Origin of the sequence: Xanthomonas dyei, assembly GCF_002939865.1 — a bacterium.
GTDB lineage: Bacteria > Pseudomonadota > Gammaproteobacteria > Xanthomonadales > Xanthomonadaceae > Xanthomonas > Xanthomonas dyei.
The window spans coordinates 498,197-517,535 of sequence record NZ_MDEE01000001.1 but is presented as its reverse complement, the minus strand read 5'-3'; the positions used below and the strand labels follow the sequence as shown (position 1 = coordinate 517,535).

The following is a 19,339-nucleotide window of genomic DNA, read 5'->3' as shown; positions in this document are numbered from 1 at the left end:
GCGTCGCACCTACCTCCGATCTTCAGGATGCTACCGCTCGCCGCGAACGTAGCGCCTCTTTTGTGCCGGGCGCGATAGCAGCAGGACTTCCTGTGGCTCCAACTTGCTGCTAATTTTGCGATCTGACACATCGTGAATATGGATAACGTAATGCGGACATGGATCGTTTGTGTCGCCCTGGGGTTTGCGCTGTTGACGGGCAACGCTGCTGCGCAGGTGGATGTTGGCCCCTTTATCAAAAAAGACAAATTCACCGATATCAAGCTGTCGCCCGGTGGCGAGTATTTCGCTGCAACCGTGCCGATGGACGACAAGACCGCGCTTGCCATCATGCGTCGCGCGGACAACAGCCTCGGCGCGACCTTCCAGCTCGGCAAGAATACCTATGTAAGCGAATTCGCCTGGGTCAGCGATACCCGTGTGGTGATCGGCATTGCTGAAAAGTTCGGTCTGCTCGACAAACCACAGCCAACCGGTGAGCTCTACGCCATCAATGCCGATGGCTCCGGCGTCGAACTGCTGGTGGGCTATCGCGCCAAAGGGAGCGGTTTGGGGACAAATATCAAGGTCAAGAAGACCGAGGCAGTGGCCGCGTATCTGACCGATACACTGCCCAACGACGACCGCAACGTCGTCGTGAGTATCTGGCCGTTCTCCAGCAACGAGCCGTATACCCGCGCCGAGAAGCTGGATGTCCTCAGCGGCCACCGCCTCCCACTGGCGCGGGCGCCGGTCCAGCGCGCCACCTTCACCACCGATCACAATGGGGAAGTGCGTTTTGCAATGGGAGCCGGTGCCGACAATGTCAACAAGCTATACCACCGCAGCGCCTCGGGTACCGACTGGACCTTGATCAACGATGAGGGCGCCAGCGGACATATCGAAACGCCCATCGGTTTTTCGCAGGACGACCGGATCGCCTATCTGCGCGTGCAAACCCCTGCCGGGCCGGATGCGATCGTGGCCTGGGATATCGCGGCCAATCGGCGCGAGCAGGTGCTCCGCGATGCGGTCGCCGATCCGTTGGAGATCATCTATCGCAACGGCACCTCGGTTCCAGTGGGTGCGATCTTCATGGCGGATCGTCCACGCAGCCGTTTCTTTGACGAGCAAGGCAGCGAAGCGCGCATCTACCACAGTCTGGAAGCGGCGTTCGCAGGCAATGCAGTGCGTGTGAGTTCCGGTACCCGTGATGGCCGCTACATCATGGTGCAAACCTATGCCGGTCATAATCCTGGCGACTTTTACGTGTTCGACACCCAGGAGAAAAAGGCCCAGCACATCATCAGTCGCCGCGAGTGGTTCGACCCTGAGCACATGGCCGATGTGCAGCCGATTGCATTGAAGGCCCGCGACGGCCTGCCGCTGCACGGTTATCTCACCATTCCGCGCGGCAGCGCTGCCAAAAACCTGCCGATGGTCGTCCTGCCGCATGGCGGGCCATTCGGCATCTTCGATGCGTGGCAGTTCGATGATGATGCACAACTGCTGGCCCAGGCCGGGTACGCGGTATTACAGGTCAACTTCCGCGGCTCCGGAAATTATGGGCGCGCCTTTGAGCAAGCGGGCATTCGCCAGTGGGGCGGCACCATGCAGGACGATGTCACCGATGCCACGCGCTGGGCAATCGCGCAGGGCTATGCCGATGCACGCCGCATCTGCATTTTCGGTGCAAGTTACGGTGCCTATGCAGCCCTGATGGGAGCGGCCAAAGAGCCGGATCTGTATGCGTGCGCGGTCGGTTATGTAGGTGTCTACGATCTGCCGATGATGTACAACCGCGGGGACATTCAGCAGGCCCGCTCCGGTGAGCATTTTCTCAAGGAGTGGCTGGGTGATCCGGCGTCGCTGGCGGCACGCTCACCGGTCAACCTGGCCGGGCAGATCAAGGTGCCGGTGTTTTTGGCAGCCGGCGGAGAGGACCAGCGGGCGCCCATCCAGCACAGCAAGCGGATGCAGGCCGCCCTTGCAGCGGCTGGCGTACCAGTGCAGACGCTCTACTACGACACGGAGGGCCACGGTTTCTATACCGAGCCGCATCGGCGTGCCTTCTACACCCAATTGCTGGATTTCCTGTCCACCACGCTGGGTGGCGCCAGAGCCAGGTAGCCCTTGCAGCGCCGCGATCACCGCGTCAGTGTGCTTGGCGGCAGCCCACCCGCCACAAGCAGGCACACTGTCACGCCGCGTCGCAGCTGGACTCGCATCGGCGCAGGCGCTAGCGTGGTGCGGATTTTTTGCCCACAGGGGAATGCCCAATGCGCCATGACGCGCAACCGCGCCAGCTCACCTTCCGCGCCGTCGTGCTGGCCATCGTGCTGGCGGTGGTGCTGTCGGCCGCCAACGCCTACCTCGGCCTGTTTGCCGGTTTGACCATCGCCACGGCCATCCCGGCAGCGGTGGTGTCGATGGGCGTGCTGCGCCTGCTTGGCGGCGGCACCATTCTGGAGAACAACATCGTCCAGACCGGTGCTTCGGCCGGTTCGTCGATCGCCGCCGGGGTGATCTTCACCATCCCCGCGCTGGTGATCATGGGCTACTGGCCGGACTTCAAGTACTGGTGGGTGCTGGGCATCGCCGGCATGGGCGGCTTGCTGGGCGTGCTGTTCTCGGTGCCGCTGCGGCGCTCGATGATCGTCGAAGACCCGCTACCGTTCCCCGAAGGCAAAGCCGCGGCCGAAGTGCTCAAGGCCGGCGAAAACCCCGGCCCGGGCCTGAAGATCCTGGCCGCCTCCGGTGCCATCGGCGCGCTGGTCAAACTCGCTGCCGCCAGCGGCTTGCGGGTGATCCCGGACACCTGGGCGCAGGCCACCTACCTGGGCAGCAGCCGCCTGGTGGGGTATCTGGGCACCAACCTGTCGCCGGCATTGCTGGGCGTGGGCTACATCGTCGGCTTGAACGTCGGCATCGTGGTGTTGTCCGGTTCCATCCTGTCCTGGCACATCGCCATCCCGCTGTATCAGCAGTTCTTCATGGGCGCGGACCCGGCGCTGGCGCAGAGCCTGGTCGGTGCGCCGGCGGCCGATGCGGCCTTCGGCATCTGGGGCGCGAAGATCCGCTACCTGGGCGTCGGTGCGATGCTGATCGGCGGCGTGTGGACCTTGTTCTCGCTGCGTAAATCGCTGTTTTCCGGCGTCAAGAGCGGCTTTGCCGCCGCGCGCAAGAGCGGGGGCGGCGTAGTCGCCGAGACCGAGCGCGATCTGCCGATGAAGTGGATGCTGGTGGCGCTGGTGCTGTGCACCTTGCCGCTGCTTGGCCTGTATCAGGCCATCGTGCAGCAGTGGCATGTGTCGATCCCGATGACCATCATCATGATCGTGGCCGGCTTTTTGTTCGTCTCGGTGTCCGGATATCTGGCCGGTTTGATCGGCTCGTCCAACAACCCGGTGTCGGGCATCACCATCTCCACCATCCTGTTCGCCTCGGCGGTGCTGGTGCTGCTGCTGGGTAAGGACGGGCTGGTGCCGGTGGGCATCGGCGCCGCACCGCTGGGCGCGGTGGCGGCGATCATGATCGGTGCGGTGGTGTGCTGCGCGGCGGCGGTGGGCGGCGACAACCTGCAGGATCTCAAGGCCGGTTATCTGGTCGGCGCCACGCCGTGGAAGCAGCAGCTGATGCTCGGCATCGGTGCGTTTTCGTGTGCGTTGATCATGGCGCCGGTGTTGAACCTGCTGGCGCAGGCCTACGGCATCGGCCCGGCCACCCCACAGCATCCCAACGCGTTGGGCGCGCCGCAGGCCACCTTGATGGCCTCGGTGGCCAAGGGCCTGTTCGGCGGCCAGTTGCCGTGGACCATGATCGCCATTGGAGCGGTGGTGGGCGCGGCGATCATCGCATTGGACGAATGGTTGAAGGCGACCGGCAAGCGCTTCCGCGTGCCGGTGCTGGCCGCGGCAATCGGTATCTACCTGCCGCTGGAGCTGATGGTGCCGATCTTCATCGGTGGGCTGATCGCGCATCTGGTCGAGCGCTTCCACAACATCCGCGCCGACGACGAAGACGGCCGCGACCGGGTGCATCGTCCGGGCGTGCTGTTTGCCGCCGGGCTGATCACCGGCGAGGCGCTGATGGGTATCGCCATCGCGGTGCCGATCGTGCTGTCCAGCCGCGCCGATGTGCTGGCACTGCCGGCTGCCTTGCAGCTCAATCAGTGGGTTGGTCTGGCCATCCTCGCCGTGGTCGGCTGGCTGCTGTATCGCGTCGGCAAGCGCGGCGAACAGGCGGCCTGAGCCTGCGACAGACACGGCGCATGCGATGCATGCGCCGTTCTGGCAGGCGCGCAAGGCGACCTGCCTGCAGCGCACGCCGCTGCCATCTGCACCATTCCCACGCATCGCCGCTGCAGACCTCGTCGATCGTCCGTGACGGCGCTTCTTCGTCTGCAGCCGTCTTTGCGCCGGCTTTATGCCAGGTCCGGCGCTCATGCATAGCGCCTTTATGCCGCCGCTGCGTATCGTGCCGTCTCCCGCACGGATGATGCGTTACGGCTGCCGCATGCCTCGATCGACCCCGCTGATCTCCGCGCCGTAGGCCATCGGGCCACCGCTGCTGCCACCAAAAACGTTAGCCCAATCACATTGCGCCGCTTCCAAGGTGCGGTTGCGGTCGCTTTTTGTCTGGCGAGCTCGACAGTTCGATAGGATCGACCAGACGCCGGTATTCCAGCGTCATGCAGTCGATCCACCTCTCCACGCGCACTCCCACCCACTCACTGCTGGTTTGTCGTGTCATCGATCCAGCGCTCTGCCATGGAGTTACTTCAATGCTGACTGTTAGTCCCCGTTCCTCGTCCCGCGCACTGCGCACCCCTCTGCTGGCCATCGCCATGGCCGGCGCGCTATGCGGCCTGGCCACGCAAGCGCAGGCGCAAGACGCCACCGAAGCGGCGCTGTGCACCGATCGGCCGACCAAGGCCAATTCCACCTGTACCGTGCCAACCGGCGCCTGGCAGCTGGAAACCGACATCGGCAGCTACACCCGCGACAGCCAGCCCGGCACACGCATCGAAACCTCGGTGTTCACCAATCCCACGCTCAAATACGGCGTCAGCGACCGCATCGATCTGCAGCTCAACTGGGCGCCGCAGCTGCAGGTCAAGACCACCGATCGCGCCACCGGCGCACGCAGTAGCTTGAGCGGCGGTGGCGACATCTATCTGCGCATGAAGGCGCGGTTCTACGAAAGCGAGACCGCAACCGTCGCGGTGTTGCCGTTCGTCAAGGCGCCGACTGCCCGCACCGGTCTGGGCAACGACGAGTGGGAAGGCGGTGTCGCGTTGCCGATCAACTTCGCCTTGCCCAACAGCTTCTCGTTGACCTTCGGCCCGGAAGTCGACTGGCTGGCCGACAGCGATGGCAGCGGCAAGCATGTCGCCATCGTCAATGCGATCAACCTGGCACGCCCGCTGACGCCGAAGTTGTCGATGGCAGTGGAAGTGTGGTCTTCGATCAATCGCGACCCGGCCGAAACCATCGAGCAGTATTCGGCCGATATCGCGGCTGCGTATCTGATCAATCCGCTATTGCAACTGGACGTGGGCGCCAACTTCGGGCTCAACGACCGTACCCCGGATGCGCAGGTGTATGTGGGCATGGCGCACCGCTTCTGAGTCGTGTGGTGAGCCAGGGCAGGGTGTGCTGTCGTACATGCACACCCCGCTTTGTAGACAATGGTCAAGGTTGCCAGGCGCCAGGTCGACTGGCGCCTGGCAACGTCAGTCCGCATCAAACCAGGCGCTGCTGATGCTTGAGCAACGCTGAGCTGCAGTTGCCGCATGGAGGCCTTGCTCGGCGTAGCCGCGGCCCGTGCGCAGACTGCTGCAATCAGCTGTCCAACGCAGCGCGCACGTGTCAAGCGGGCTTGGGCGGCTTGATCGGGCTTCCTGCCCGCGTCACCCATGCCGCCGAGCGCGCCGGCTATCCGCGTTCGACAGCACGCGCCTTAGGTCCTTCTGATCGCCGCGCTGATGCGCGCCATTCCATCCACGAGGCGACGCCCGCGCGGTTGCGCAGGCAGGCGCAAGCGCAAGCCTTTGCGCGTGCGCCGCAGCAACGCCTACCATCGACGTTTTGCCGTTGCGGGAATTCTCGATGAAGCTGTGTCACGCCGTGCTGCCCCTGTGTCTGTTGGCCGCCTTGCCAACCCTTGCCGCCGCGCGCGGTTTCGATGTGCGCGACATGGTCGCGCTGGATCGGGTGTCCTCGCCCACGCTCAGCCCCGATGGCGGCGTGGTGGTGTTCGCCAAGCGCCAGGCCAAGACCGCCAATGGCAAGCCGGCCACCGGCCTGTGGATGCGCAACCTGCGTACCCGCGATTTGTCGCCGCCCAAGCGGCTCACCCCGGAAGGCTGGAACGTCAACAGCCCGGCGCTGTCGCCCGATGGCAAGACGGTGTACTTCCTCAGCAGCAAATCCGGCAGCCAGCAGCTGTACGCACAGCCGCTGGCTGGCGGCACCCCGCAGCAACTCACCGCGTTTGCGGTGGACGTGGACAGCTACAAGCTTTCCCCAGACGGCAAGCGCATCGCCTTCAGTGCGGGCGTGTTTCAGGACTGCGGGTCGGACCTGGACTGCACCAAGAAAAAGCTCGCCAGCGTGAAGAATGCCAAGGCCAGCGGCGTGGTGTACGACCAGCTGTTCGTGCGCCATTGGGACACCTGGAACGATGGCCGTCGCAACACCTTGTTCGTCTCCGAGCTGCCCGCAACCGGCGCCAAACCGGTGGTCGGCGCCTCGGCGATCAGTGCCACGCTGGCCGGCGATGCGCCATCCAAGCCGTTCGGCGGCAACGACGATTACACCTGGTCGCCAGACGGTGCCAGCGTGGTCGCCAGCGTGCGCATCCCGCAACCGCATGGCCCAGAGGCCGGTAAGAACGCCAAGGCCGCCACCAAGCCGACCGGCAACGACGAGCCGTGGCAGACCAACTTCGACCTGTATCGCCTGGATGCGGCCGGCAAATCCGCGCCGGTCAATCTGACCGCCGCCAACCCGGCCTGGGATGCCGGCCCGGTATTCAGTGCCGATGGCAAGACGCTGTACTACCGCGCGATGAAACGCCCCGGCTTCGAGGCCGACCGCTTCGGCCTGATGGCGATGGACGTGGCCAGCGGCAAGACGCGCGAGATCGCGCCGAAGTGGGATCGCTCGGCCGGCGAAATCGTGCTGGGCGATAACGGCAGCAGCATCTATACCAGTGCCGACGACCTGGGCGAACACCCGCTGTTCAAGATCGACATCGCCAGCGGCGACGCGACCAAGCTGGTGGGCGAGGGCAGCGTGCATGCACCGACGCTGGCTGGCAACACGCTGGCGTTTACCCGCAACTCGCTCAAGAGCGGCGACCAGATCTTCGTCAGCGATGTGCAGGGCCAGAACCTGCGTGCCATCACCCAGACCGCTGGCGAGCAACTGCCCGACGTGCAGTTCGGCGACTACGAGCAGTTCCAGTTCAAGGGCTGGAACAACGACACCGTGTACGGCTATGTGGTCAAGCCGTACAACTACCAGGAGGGCAAGACCTACCCGGTGGCGTTCCTGATCCACGGCGGCCCGCAGGGCAGCTTCGGCAATGGCTGGAGCAACCGCTGGAACCCGCAGACCTACGCCGGCCAGGGCTATGCGGTGGTGATGATCGACTTCCACGGCTCCACCGGTTACGGCCAGGACTTTACCGATGCGATCAGCCAGCACTGGGGCGACCGCCCGCTGGAAGACTTGCAAAAAGGCTGGGCTGCCGCGCAGAAGCAGTACGGCTTTCTCAACGGCGACAAGGCCTGTGCGCTAGGTGCCAGCTATGGCGGCTACATGGTCTATTGGATGGCCGGGACGTGGCTCGATAAAGACGGGAACCACCCGTGGAAGTGCCTGGTCGATCACGACGGCGTATTCGACAACCGCACCATGGGCTACGCCACCGAAGAGTTGTGGTTTTCCGAGTGGGAAAACGGCGGCACCCCCTGGCAGAACCCGGCCGGCTACGAGAAGTTCAACCCGGTGCTGCACGTGGACAAGTGGAAGGTGCCGATGCTGGTGATCCATGGCCAGCAGGACTTCCGCATCCCGGTCGAACAAGGCCTGGCTGCGTTCACCGCGCTGCAGCGCAAGGGCATCGATTCCAAGTTCCTGTACTTCCCGGACGAGAACCATTGGGTACGCAAGCCGGACAACAGCATCCTGTGGCACGACACGGTCAACGGCTGGTTGAAGCAGCATATCGGCCAGTAATGCTTTAAAAAAACCGGCATGCCGCCTTGCCGCGGCGTGCCGGTTTTTTTGTGTCGCGAGCATCGACCTGCAGTAGGCGGATGCTGCTGGCGATCGACGATTGGGCAACTGCGTATCGTCCGGAAATGCGTCGTGTCGAGTTAGATCAGCCAATAAAGCGACCGTGCTCACCACCAGGCGGACGCGGCCGGTGCTAGGTGCTCGGTGCGGCATGTCCCGCTCGTCCGCTCCGGTTCCTGCGCGCCGTCCACACCTACCTGAAGGCTGCGCGCTCCGTTGTATTAGCCGCTTTTAGACAGCTGGAAATGGCGGTTGCTGCAGCGCTCGCTCAAGCAAACCGGTGTGCGGCCGATAAGCCCTCAGTCCAGCGTGCTTGTGATCTGCCGTTGGATAACCGGCGATGAAATGGCGGCTGATCGGGCGCCGGCACCATCGCCCTGGCGTCCTGTCGGCGTGTCAAAATAGCGCTTCTTTAACTTTTCCAATCCCTGCCAGGATCGCAAGGATCTTTCGCATGCGCACATTCGTCCGCCCTGCCGTCCTGGGGCTTGCCCTGATTTTCAGCCCTGCCTGGAGTGCCGCACCGCGGCCTGCGGCGACTGTGCCTGCACGCGCGCCGGTGGCAGCTGCGCCCGTCGCTGCCAACGCGACAGAGGCCGCCAACAGCGAGCTGCTGGTGCCGTTGCCGGCGAGCCTCAAGCCTGGCATGAGCTACCGTGCGTTTTCGCGGGCGATCGCCGAGCAGGGCTGGCAGCCGGTCGACCCGCTGGCAGCGGACAGCTGCATGGCCGCGGGCGATTGCGAAATCGAATTTGTCGCGTCCACGGCCGGCGCGCGTCTGCGCGTGCAGGTGGGGTCGCAATCGGGTGCGGCAGTGGTGCATACCTGGGCGGCGCGGCGCACGCCGGCCGATCGCATGGGCGCCACCAGCGCGTCCATCGATGCCCCGAAAGACGCCTCGGCTGCTGCAGTCACAGGCACCTTGGCCGAACAGCCGCGCTGAGCGCCTGCAAGCCAAGCGACAGGCGCGGCGTATCATGACGTTGCGCACCGGTGGTGTGTGCAGACGCTGGTGCGTCGCTACACCGCTGCGCCTCTCCTGGCCCCGAGTCCATCGCACTGCATGAATTCTCTCGCATGAAGAGCATCGATCCTGCCGATCTGGAAGCGTTGTTCGATGCCGTGCCGGACGTGCTGTTTTTCGTCAAGGACCGCGAGGGTCGCTACACCCACGTCAACCAGACCATGTTGCGGCGCCTGGGCCTGAAGTCGCGCAAGGAACTGATCGGCAAGCGTGTCGCCGAGGTCTACCCGAGCGGTCTCGGCACCAACTACGCCAATCAGGACGAGCAGGTGCTGGCCGGTGAGGTGATCGACAACCTGCTGGAACTGCACCTGTTCGCCAACCGCGAGCCGGGCTGGTGCCTTACCTGCAAACGTCCGCTGCTGGTCGACGGCAAGGTGCAAGGCATCATCGGCATCTCGCGCGATCTCGGCCCGCAGGACGGGCACGAATCGCAGTACGAAAAACTCCGGCTTGCGCTGGCGTATCTCAACGCCAATTACGCGCAGAACGTGCGCATGCAGGCATTGGTGGAGATCACCGGGTTTTCAATGTCCAAGCTGCAACGCTCGTTCCGCAAGGTGTTCCAGCTCACCCCGCAGCAGGTGCTGGCCAAGTTGCGTTTGCAGATGGCCATGCATTTGCTGCACGGAAAAAAGAGCTTGACCGAAATCGGCCATGCCTGCGGCTTCAGCGATCAGAGCGCGTTTGCGCGACAGTTCAAGCAAGCGGTGGGTATGACGCCGCGCGAGTACCGCGCGCTGGCGAGCACGACGCCGTTTCCTGCCGAACCGTCTTAGCGCATCTGACAAAACGACTGCTCAACAGCGGAGTTGGTCGAGCACGCGCTTGTCTTGCCGCTTGCGGGGTACTGCGTGAGTCCATCGAGCTCGAATTCCGGCGTCGTTGAGTGGAGACGGGTAACAGCCCTGTAAGTCGAGCGCGCGGTGCCCTTACCGCTTGCGGGACACGCCGTGAATCCGTCCGTGGAGGCTCCTTGGCGGCATCCATGCCGCCAAGGGTCCCGCAAGCGGCGAGGGCACCGCACCAGGAAGTTTGCAGGTGGCTTTGTTGAAAGCCCGCCTGTTGGTCGGCTTGCGAGGGGAGACGTTTATCGGCGGTTCCATTATCCGAACAGCGCGCGTCATGATCTTCTCCTGACCATGCACACCGACCATCTCGACGGGTCCTTGCCCGCTCACCGTTGCGGGACTATGCGGCATGGATGCCGCATAAGAGCCTCCAGGGATGGATTCACGGCGTGTCCCGCGGTGGTGGGCGGGCAAGGACCTTGCAGCCGAGCCGCAGATCGGCCGCGTTGTGCCTGATCTATCCGCAGTGTCTAGGACCCAGGGCAACACGCCCGACGCAATCGAGACTTCAAACCATGCAGCGCTTGGGCGCGATCAGAGACCTAAGCCAACGCTCTCAGTGAGTCGAGCGCACGGTGCTCTCATCGCTTGCGGGACATGCCATGCATCCGTTCCTGCAGGCTCCCTGGCGGCAAGACCTGCAAGCGATGAGGGCACTGCGCCAGCACGTTGGTGGGTGGCTGAATGAAAAGCTGGCTGTCCTGTCGGAGACGTTAGTTTACTGCTGGGGAAGAATTGCTGCGTGCAGAAGCGACGTGGGCGCGAAACGACGTAAACGTCGCTCGCGCCCAAGCCTGCGCAGGCTGTGCGGATGCGCTTACGCCAACAGGCGCACCTTCGGCTCGCGTGCCCACTGGCGGGTTTTTGCTGCTGCGATGAAGGCCTTGGTGTCGGCCGCGGGGACAATGCCTGGATCCTTGCCGACATTGCCGGCCTTGAGAAGCAGTTGCGCGCCGTCGTCGAAGGCAATCGCCTTCAGATGCGCCCAGGCATTGCTGACGAAGTCCAATGCCGCCGATTCGTTGGTCAGCAACTTCGCCGCTTCCGACGACAGCAGCACGGCCACGGCATCGAACACGATCGACGGCGTGCCCGCCAACTGGCCGTCGGCGGCCAACTGCTTGCCATCGCTGAGCTTGGCGCCGCCGCGTTTGGGCGCGACGATTTTTACTGTGGCGCCGGCTGCTTCGGCGGCCTTGCGCACGGCCTTGATCGCTGCGGCATCCGAACCGTCATGGATCAGAATGCCCACCGTGCGGCCCTGCAAGGTGTCCTTCATCTTGCCGATCAATTGCAGCGCGGGCGACAACGGCATGTCGGTTGGCGCAACCGCTGCCGGAGGTGCAGGCGGCAGCTTGGTCATGCCCATGCCGTCGGCCACGCGCTGCGCCAGTGCCGGGTCGACATGACGCAGATGACCCACGATGGCCTCGCGCACGTGCGCGGTGTCGACCTTGGACAGTTCAAACACCAGCGCCGAGGCCAGATGCGCCTGTTCCGGTGCGCTCTGGCTGCGGTAGAACAAGCGTGCCTGGCTGTAATGATCGGCAAAACTCTCTGCGCGCACGCGGCTCTTTGCGCCATCTTCGGCAGGCGTTGCATGGCTGGGGAATCCACGCGGCGCTTCGCGCGGCGCGTCGGCCTGCAGCGAGCTGGGTTCGTAGGCGACGCGGCCCTTCGGCACACCCATCTGCATATGCCCGTCGCGCTGATTGTTGGCGAACGGGCATTTGGGTGCGTTGATCGGAATCTGATGGAAATTCGGCCCGCCCAGACGGCTCAGCTGCGTATCCAGATACGAGAACAGCCGGCCCTGCAGCAACGGGTCGTTGCTGAAATCGATGCCCGGAACGATGTTGGCCGGGCAGTACGCCACCTGTTCGGTTTCGGCAAAGAAGTTGTCCGGCCAGCGGTCCAGCACCATGCGGCCGACGATCTGCAGCGGCACCAGCTCTTCCGGAATGACCTTTGTCGAATCCAGATGGTCGAACGGAAACGCCTCGGCCTCCGCTTCGGTAAACAGCTGCACGCCAAGCTCCCACTCGGGGAAGTCGCCGTTTTGAATCGACTCGAACAGATCGCGGCGCTGGAAATCCGGGTCTGCACCTGCCAGCTTCACTGCCTCGTCCCAGATGGTCGATTGCAGGCCCAGCTTCGGGCGCCAATGAAATTTGACGAAGGTGCTGTCGCCGGCCGCGTTGAGGAAGCGGAAGCTGTGAATGCCGAAGCCTTCGATCATGCGCAGCGAGCGTGGGATGGTGCGGTCGCTCATCGCCCACATGATCATGTGCATCGATTCGGGGGTGAGCGAGATGAAATCCCAGAACGTGTCATGCGCACTGGCAGCCTGCGGAAAGCCGCGGTCCGGCTCCATCTTCACCGCATGGATCAGGTCCGGGAACTTCATCGCGTCCTGGATGAAGAACACCGGGATGTTGTTGCCCACCAGATCCCAGTTGCCTTCCTTGGTGTAGAACTTGACCGCAAACCCACGCACATCGCGCGGCGTGTCCACCGAGCCGGCGCCACCTGCAACGGTCGAAAAACGCGTAAACAATGGCGTCTTTTCGCCCACTTCGGTGAAGAGCTTGGCGGTGGTGTACCGACTCAGGGATTTGGTCAACTCGAAGTAGCCATGCGCGGCGCTGCCGCGTGCATGCACGATGCGCTCGGGGATGCGCTCGTGATCGAAGTGGGTGATCTTCTCGCGCAGGATGAAGTCTTCCAGCAACGTCGGCCCGCGCGGCGTGGCGCGTAGCGAGTTCTGGTTATCGCCAACCGGGATGCCCTGGTTGGTGGTCAGTTGCGGATGCGAGCCGCCGGCTTTCTGATGCAGTTCGTCACCAGTGCCGCGCAGTTCCTGCGCGCTGGCGGAACTGCCGACAGAAGGAACCTGTGCGGCTTTACTTGGGGACTTGTCCATGGGGGACTCCACGTTGGCGGGCTGGGGTGCTAGCGATCCAACCGAGCCTGGGAGTGGCGCCGTTAAATGGGTGTGTCTACATGCGAACGAACACTCACACGCTTGGGTCGCGCAACGCAAAGCGTGCGCTACCGCGCGCTGTGCAATGCCAACTCAACCACACGCATGATGCGAACACCGCCGCATACGCAATATGCATGTGCTTGCGTGTGGTGTCGGAACTACAGCAGATCCAGCGGCTGTCTGCGCGTTGGCGGCGGGAACGCGCGATCCAGTGCGGCAAGGTCCTGCGCATCCAGCTGCAACGTGCACGCCGCAGCGTTTTCACGCACGTGTGCGGGCGTACCCGATTCGGGGATGGCGATCACCCGGCCGCTGCGGATCGCCCAAGCCAATGCGACTGCCGTGGCTGCCACGCCATGCCGTGCACCGATGGCATGCAATACCGGGTGATCGAGCAATGCGCGGCTGCCCAGTGGCGAGTACGCCATCACCGTCACTTCATGGGCGGCGCACCACGGCAGCAGATCGAATTCGATACCGCGGCTGCCGGCGTGATACAGCACCTGATTGATCAGGCAGCGCTGCCCGCCATCGATGCGCCACAGGTCCTGCATGTCGTCCACATCGAAATTCGACACGCCCCAGTCGCGGATCTTGCCGGCGTCGCGCAAAGCTTCGAACGCAGCGACCACTTCGGCAAGATCGCTACCGCCGCGCCAATGCAGCAGATACAGATCCAGGGTGCGCACGCCAAGCCGCTGCAGGCTGGCTTCGCAGGCACGCGCAATGCCGCGCGCGCTCGCATTGCTCGGCAACACCTTGGACACCAGGTACGGTGGCTGTGCGCTGTCGATGGCCTGGCCAATCAACTGTTCGGAACGGCCGTTGCCGTACATCTCGGCGGTGTCGATCAGCCGCATGCCCAGCTGCTGACCGGTCTGCAACGCCTCGATCTCCTGCGGCGATGGATGCCGGCCCTGGCCCAGGTTCCAGGAGCCCAGGCCAAGCGCTGCGACGCGACGCCCGGTGCGCAGCAGCACCTCGGGGCAGGGGGATGACGTGGATGTGGACATGGAGCACTCCCGTAACGTTGATTGCGTGTCACTGAGCGAAGCCGGTACGTGTGGCACGTCGCCTCTGCGTCATCGGCTCGCTTCGCTGCATCTAGGACACGCTCATCGTTGACCATCGCGTGTGAGGCCCGGCTGATGCTGTTGCGAACGCGCAGGCAGCGGAGCTGCAGCGGCCTGCGCATGCGCATGTGCATCCCAGAACGCGCAGCGGTGCCGCTGTACGAAGTCGGGTGTGGCACCGATCCTGTGTGGCGACACCGTCAATGGTGTGTCGCCATCGAAGCGCGGCCACGGTGGTCGCCCACCGCCATTGGGATCGCCAGTGCGGGCGAACGCGCCCCAATAGTCCTGCAAGGTGTTGGAAAACGCCTGTTGCGCGGCACTGAACTGCGGGTCGCCACTGAGCACCCAGGGGCGCTGAAACAGATATACCAATTCTGAGGCGTGATATGCGCCCAAGGGGCGCGAGAACGGCAAGCGCCACAGGCCGTACGGCGCCTGCGGGTCGTCGAACTCATAGGCATACACCGCAGCATGCGTGCGCAACGCCTGCCCAAGCCGGCGCGTGGGGCAGGCGAGGCCGCCGTCGGTGACGATGTCGGCAAACGCTTCCCAGCGTGACTGCGCCGCGACATCTGCGTAGTGCGCCATGATCGGTGCCGGTGCCGCATACATGCGCTGGATGCGCGCTTCATAACCGCTGCGCAGCGTGAGCTTGCCGATGTAGGACAGCAGTTGGGCGAACAGGCGTCCTTCATCGCGGTTGCTGCCGATCAGGACCGGGACCTGCGCATGCTGCACGTTGGCAATCGCTTCGGCAGGCATTACCGGCAGCACATCGCCGCCGGCCATCGGCGCCCAGGCATCGTTGCCGGTCAAGCCGCGGCGCTGCGGTGTTGCATCGGCCAACGCCTCTGCAGGCAGTGTGCGCAGGCACGCGGCCACATCGCTTGCCCCCTCGCAGCCAAGCGTCTGTGCCATGCGCGTACCGCCGCGCTCGGCCTCGGCGCGCGTCACGCTCGAATCGGATGCAAGGCAGCTACCGCTCTGCAGAATCGCGCGCTGAAACAGGCCGCGCGCGCCTGGCGATGCGAGCTGGTAACAGATGCTCCACGCGCCGGCGGATTCACCGAACACGGTGACGTTGTGCGCATCGCCCCCGAAGGCGGCGATATTGCGTTGCACCCAGCGCAATGCGGCCTGTTGATCCAGCAGTGCATACGCGCCTTCGCCTTGGCCACGCAGACTCGGATGCGCGAAGAATCCGAAGACGCCCAGCCGATAGTTGGGTGCCACCACGATCACATTCTGCCGCGCCGCCAATGCACTCAGGTCGTAGTCGGCATTGCTGCCCAGCTCCAATGCTCCACCGTAGATCCACACCATGACCGCGCGCGGGTGCGCGGGCGCAGGGCCGGGCGGTGCGTAGATATTCAGCGTGAGGCAGTCTTCGGAGACCTGCTTTTGCCCGAAGCGATAGTGCGGCAGGCAGGCGGGCCCGGCCCGTGTTGCATCGCGAACATCCTTCCAGGCCGCTGCCGGTTGCGGTGCACGGAAGCGCAACGCGCCCACCGGCTGCGCGGCGAACGGCACGCCCAAAAACGCCTTGCCGTGTGCGCTGGCCACACCGCGCACCGCACCGGTATCGGTGCGTACCACCTCACCGCGCGCATCGGGCGCATGCACCAGGGCTGGAACCTCACCGGGACGACGTGGCGCGCAGCCGAGTAGCAGGGTGGCTGCCAACAGCAAGGTGCCAAGATGTTTCAGTTCAAGCATGCGCAAGGGGCTGCCATGTTGGGAGGCGTTCGCCATCATGCCTATTACACGTGTAGGCGAGGCAAATACACGCGCGAAATAAGTGCGCGGCATGCGTCGGTCGCTGCGATCGGCGATGGCTTCGAAGCGAGATATTGCTTACCCACACGCTCTGCAAGTGCAGGTTCAATGAATGCTAGTAGCTCCAGCAGCGGCTCCGGTAGCGTCGGTGTCGCTGCCGGTATGTCGATACGGCGCGATCACTGGCAGTGCTGCAACCGGTACTCGGTCGTCATCAATGTCACCCCTCTCGTGCATCTGGCTCGCATCGCAGGACGCAATAAAAAAACCCGGCCGTCTTACCGGCCGGGTTTGATGGTGACCGCGTCTGCAACGTTGCTCAGACCTCGGCATCTTCCTTGTACGCATCCACCGGTATGCAGGCGCACATCACGTTCTTGTCGCCATAGACGTTGTCCACGCGTGCCACCGGCGGCCAGTACTTCTGCTGCTTGAGGCTGGGCAGCGGGAAGGCGGCCAGCTCACGCGGGTAGGCATGGGTCCACTCGCTGGCCGACACCTGCGTGGCGGTGTGCGGGGCGTGCTTGAGCGGGTTGTCGTCGCGGTCCAGGCGGCCGTCTTCGATGGCGCTGATCTCTTCGCGGATCTGGATCATCGCGTCGATGAAACGGTCCAGCTCGTGCTGCGATTCGCTTTCGGTCGGCTCCACCATCAAGGTGCCGGCGACCGGGAAGCTCAACGTCGGCGCGTGGAAGCCGAAGTCGATCAAACGCTTGGCGATGTCTTCGGCGCCGATGCCGCTGGTCTTTTCCAGCGGCCGCACATCCAGGATGCACTCGTGCGCCACCAGGCCATTACGGCCGGTGTACAGCGTCTTGTAATGCGGTGCCAGCCGCTTGGCGATGTAGTTGGCGTTGAGCAATGCCACCTGCGTGGCCTTGCGCAACCCGCCACCGCCCATCATGGTCACGTACATCCAGCTGATCGGCAGGATGGAGGCCGAGCCATAGCTGGCCGCGCTGACCATGCCCACATCGCCTTCGCCGAACTTGGATCCGCTGCCATGGATGGCAGCTGTTTGATTCTCGCCGGCACGGACGCTGGCAATAGGAAGCGTCTTGGGCAAAAACGGCGCCAGATGCGATTTGACCGCACACGGGCCCACGCCCGGGCCGCCGCCGCCGTGCGGGATGCAGAAGGTCTTGTGCAGATTGAGGTGCGACACATCCGAGCCCCACTTGCCGGGCTTGGCCACGCCGACCAGGGCATTCATGTTGGCGCCGTCGGTGTAGACCTGGCCGCCATGCGCATGCACCGCTTCGCAGATCGCCACCACGTCTTCTTCGAACACGCCGTGCGTGGACGGGTAGGTGATCATCAGCGCGGCCAGACGATCGGAATACTTCTCCGCCTTGGCGCGGATGTCTTCGACATCGACGTTGCCGTTGGCATCGCACTTGGTGACCACCACCGTCATGCCGCACATCTGTGCAGAGGCCGGGTTGGTGCCATGCGCCGATTCGGGAATCAGGCAGATGTCGCGATGCGCCTCGCCACGCGAACGGTGATAGGCGCGGATCGCCAGCAGGCCGGCGTATTCGCCCTGCGCGCCGGAATTGGGCTGCAGGCTCACCGCGTCGTAGCCGGTGCACTCGACCAGCATCGCTTCGAGTTCCTCGATCAGCTGCGCATAGCCGGCCGATTGTTCTGCCGGCGCCAGCGGATGGATCGCGCCGAATTCCGGCCAGGTCACCGGGATCATTTCGGCGGTGGCGTTGAGCTTCATGGTGCAGCTGCCCAGCGGGATCATGGTGCGATCCATCGCCAGATCCTTGTCGGCCAGCGAGCGCATGTAGCGCAGCAGTTCGTGTTCGCTGTGATGGGTGTTGAATACCGGGTGTGTCATGAACGCGCTGGTGCGCAGCAGGCCTTGCGGCAACGCATCGGCAGTGACGGCATCCAGCGCATCGATATCCGCCTGGGCACCGAACAACTGCGCCAGCGCCACCACATCGGCGCGCGTGCTGGTTTCGTCCAGGCTGATGCCCACCGCTTCGCTGTCGATCGCACGCAGGTTGATGCCGGCCGCGCGCGCACGTGCATGGATGGCATCGGCATCGATCGTCTTGACGTGCAGCGTGTCGAAGAAATGCTCGCCGACGCTCACGCCAGCGCTACGCAGCGCGGCAGCCAGGATCGCGGCCAGACGATGGGTGCGACGGGCAATGCGGGTCAGGCCATCGGGGCCGTGGTAGACCGCGTACATCGAGGCCATCACTGCCAGCAGTACCTGCGCGGTGCAGATGTTGGAAGTGGCCTTTTCGCGGCGGATATGTTGCTCGCGGGTCTGCAGGGTCAAGCGATACGCGGGGTTGCCGGCGGCATCGATCGATACGCCGATCAAGCGGCCCGGCATCGAGCGCTTGTACGCATCGCGGCAAGCCATGAATGCCGCATGCGGACCGCCAAATCCGAACGGCACGCCAAAACGCTGCGAGTTGCCGACCACGATGTCCGCACCCCATTCGCCGGGCGCGGCGATCAGGGTCAGCGCCAACAGATCGGTGGCCACCGCCACCAGGCCGCCCTGCGCATGCACCGCATCGGCCAGCGCGGCGTGGCCGCCGATGGTGTCGAAGTGAAGCCGGCCGAAGCTGTCCGGGTACTGCAGCAGCACGCCGAAACACTCGGCCTGCAATGCTTCGTCCAGGGTGCCGACGCGCAACACGATGCCCAGCGGCTCGGCGCGCGTGCGCAACAGTTCCAGCGTCTGCGGATGCACCGCGTCGTGCACGAAGAAGATGTCGGATTTGGATTTGGCCGAACGCTTGGCCAGCGTCATCGCTTCGGCCGCAGCGGTGGCTTCGTCCAGCAACGAGGCGTTGGCGATCTGCATGCCGGTCAGATCCGCGCACAGGGTCTGGAAGTTGATCAACGCTTCCATGCGGCCCTGCGAAATCTCTGCCTGGTACGGCGTGTACGCGGTGTACCAGGCCGGGTTTTCCAGGATGTTGCGCAGAATGACCTTGGGCGTGTGGGTGCCGTAATAGCCCTGGCCGATAAAGGTGCGCTGCACCTGATTCTTGCTGGCGATGGCGCGAATCTTGGCCAGCGCTTCTTCTTCGGTGATCGACTCGGGCAGCGCCAGCGCAGCCGGCGACTTGATGTTGCCCGGCACGATGGCGTCGGTCAGCGCATCCAGCGAGGCGTGGCCGACCACGTCCAGCATCTGCGCGATTTCTGCGTCGTTGGGGCCGATGTGGCGTTCGACGAACGCGCTGTGGTGTTCGAGGTCGCGCAGGGAAGACGAGGTCTGGGACATGGCGGGCATCCGGGGCAGGGGGCAGACGAATGGTCGACACGCCCCCCGACCGGCCCGGCGCGCACGCGCACCACGGCCC

At 64.2% G+C, this 19,339-nt stretch carries 10 protein-coding genes and 1 other RNA gene; 7 read left to right on the top strand and 4 right to left on the bottom strand.

Going from position 1 to position 19,339, the window contains the following annotated elements:
- The first annotated feature begins 516 nt into the window (after positions 1-516).
- From XdyCFBP7245_RS02280 to XdyCFBP7245_RS02250, 7 genes are all read left to right on the top strand, one after another.
- Complete coding sequence (locus XdyCFBP7245_RS02280) at positions 517-2,109, top strand: alpha/beta hydrolase family protein (protein ID WP_104614251.1); 1,593 nt, start codon at positions 517-519, stop codon at positions 2,107-2,109.
- A gap of 149 nt (positions 2,110-2,258) precedes the next feature.
- The gene (locus tag XdyCFBP7245_RS02275; RefSeq protein WP_104614180.1) at positions 2,259-4,229 is read left to right on the top strand and encodes an OPT family oligopeptide transporter; all 1,971 of its coding nucleotides are present in this window, start codon (positions 2,259-2,261) and stop codon (positions 4,227-4,229) included.
- Positions 4,230-4,762: 533 nt separating this feature from the next.
- On the top strand, positions 4,763-5,608 hold the full coding sequence (locus XdyCFBP7245_RS02270; RefSeq protein ID WP_170068450.1) for a transporter: 846 nt from the start codon (positions 4,763-4,765) through the stop codon (positions 5,606-5,608).
- Positions 5,609-6,089: 481 nt separating this feature from the next.
- Positions 6,090-8,225 (top strand): alpha/beta hydrolase family protein, encoded by a 2,136-nt coding sequence (locus tag XdyCFBP7245_RS02265; RefSeq protein ID WP_104614178.1) that lies wholly within the window; start codon positions 6,090-6,092, stop codon positions 8,223-8,225.
- Positions 8,226-8,436: 211 nt separating this feature from the next.
- Positions 8,437-8,512: non-coding RNA, sX9 sRNA (locus tag XdyCFBP7245_RS02260), on the top strand.
- Between the two features lie 227 nt (positions 8,513-8,739).
- Positions 8,740-9,228, top strand: a complete 489-nt coding sequence (locus XdyCFBP7245_RS02255; protein WP_104614177.1) for a hypothetical protein — start codon at positions 8,740-8,742, stop codon at positions 9,226-9,228.
- A gap of 134 nt (positions 9,229-9,362) precedes the next feature.
- Positions 9,363-10,088, top strand: coding sequence for an AraC family transcriptional regulator (locus XdyCFBP7245_RS02250; RefSeq protein WP_104614176.1), 726 nt, complete (start codon positions 9,363-9,365; stop codon positions 10,086-10,088).
- Positions 10,089-10,977: 889 nt separating this feature from the next.
- On the opposite strand, the gene XdyCFBP7245_RS02240 is transcribed toward XdyCFBP7245_RS02250, so the two are convergent.
- The 4 genes from XdyCFBP7245_RS02240 to gcvP form a co-directional block, all read right to left on the bottom strand.
- Positions 10,978-13,083, bottom strand: coding sequence for a catalase (locus XdyCFBP7245_RS02240; protein ID WP_104614174.1), 2,106 nt, complete (start codon positions 13,081-13,083; stop codon positions 10,978-10,980).
- Positions 13,084-13,304: 221 nt separating this feature from the next.
- A complete protein-coding gene (locus XdyCFBP7245_RS02235) occupies positions 13,305-14,159 on the bottom strand; it encodes an aldo/keto reductase (protein ID WP_104614173.1) in 855 nt (284 codons plus the stop codon).
- Between the two features lie 102 nt (positions 14,160-14,261).
- Positions 14,262-15,938 (bottom strand): carboxylesterase/lipase family protein, encoded by a 1,677-nt coding sequence (locus XdyCFBP7245_RS02230; RefSeq protein WP_104614172.1) that lies wholly within the window; start codon positions 15,936-15,938, stop codon positions 14,262-14,264.
- 379 nt (positions 15,939-16,317) lie between these two features.
- Positions 16,318-19,260 (bottom strand): aminomethyl-transferring glycine dehydrogenase, encoded by a 2,943-nt coding sequence (gene gcvP / locus XdyCFBP7245_RS02225; RefSeq protein WP_104614250.1) that lies wholly within the window; start codon positions 19,258-19,260, stop codon positions 16,318-16,320.
- Positions 19,261-19,339 lie beyond the last annotated feature (79 nt).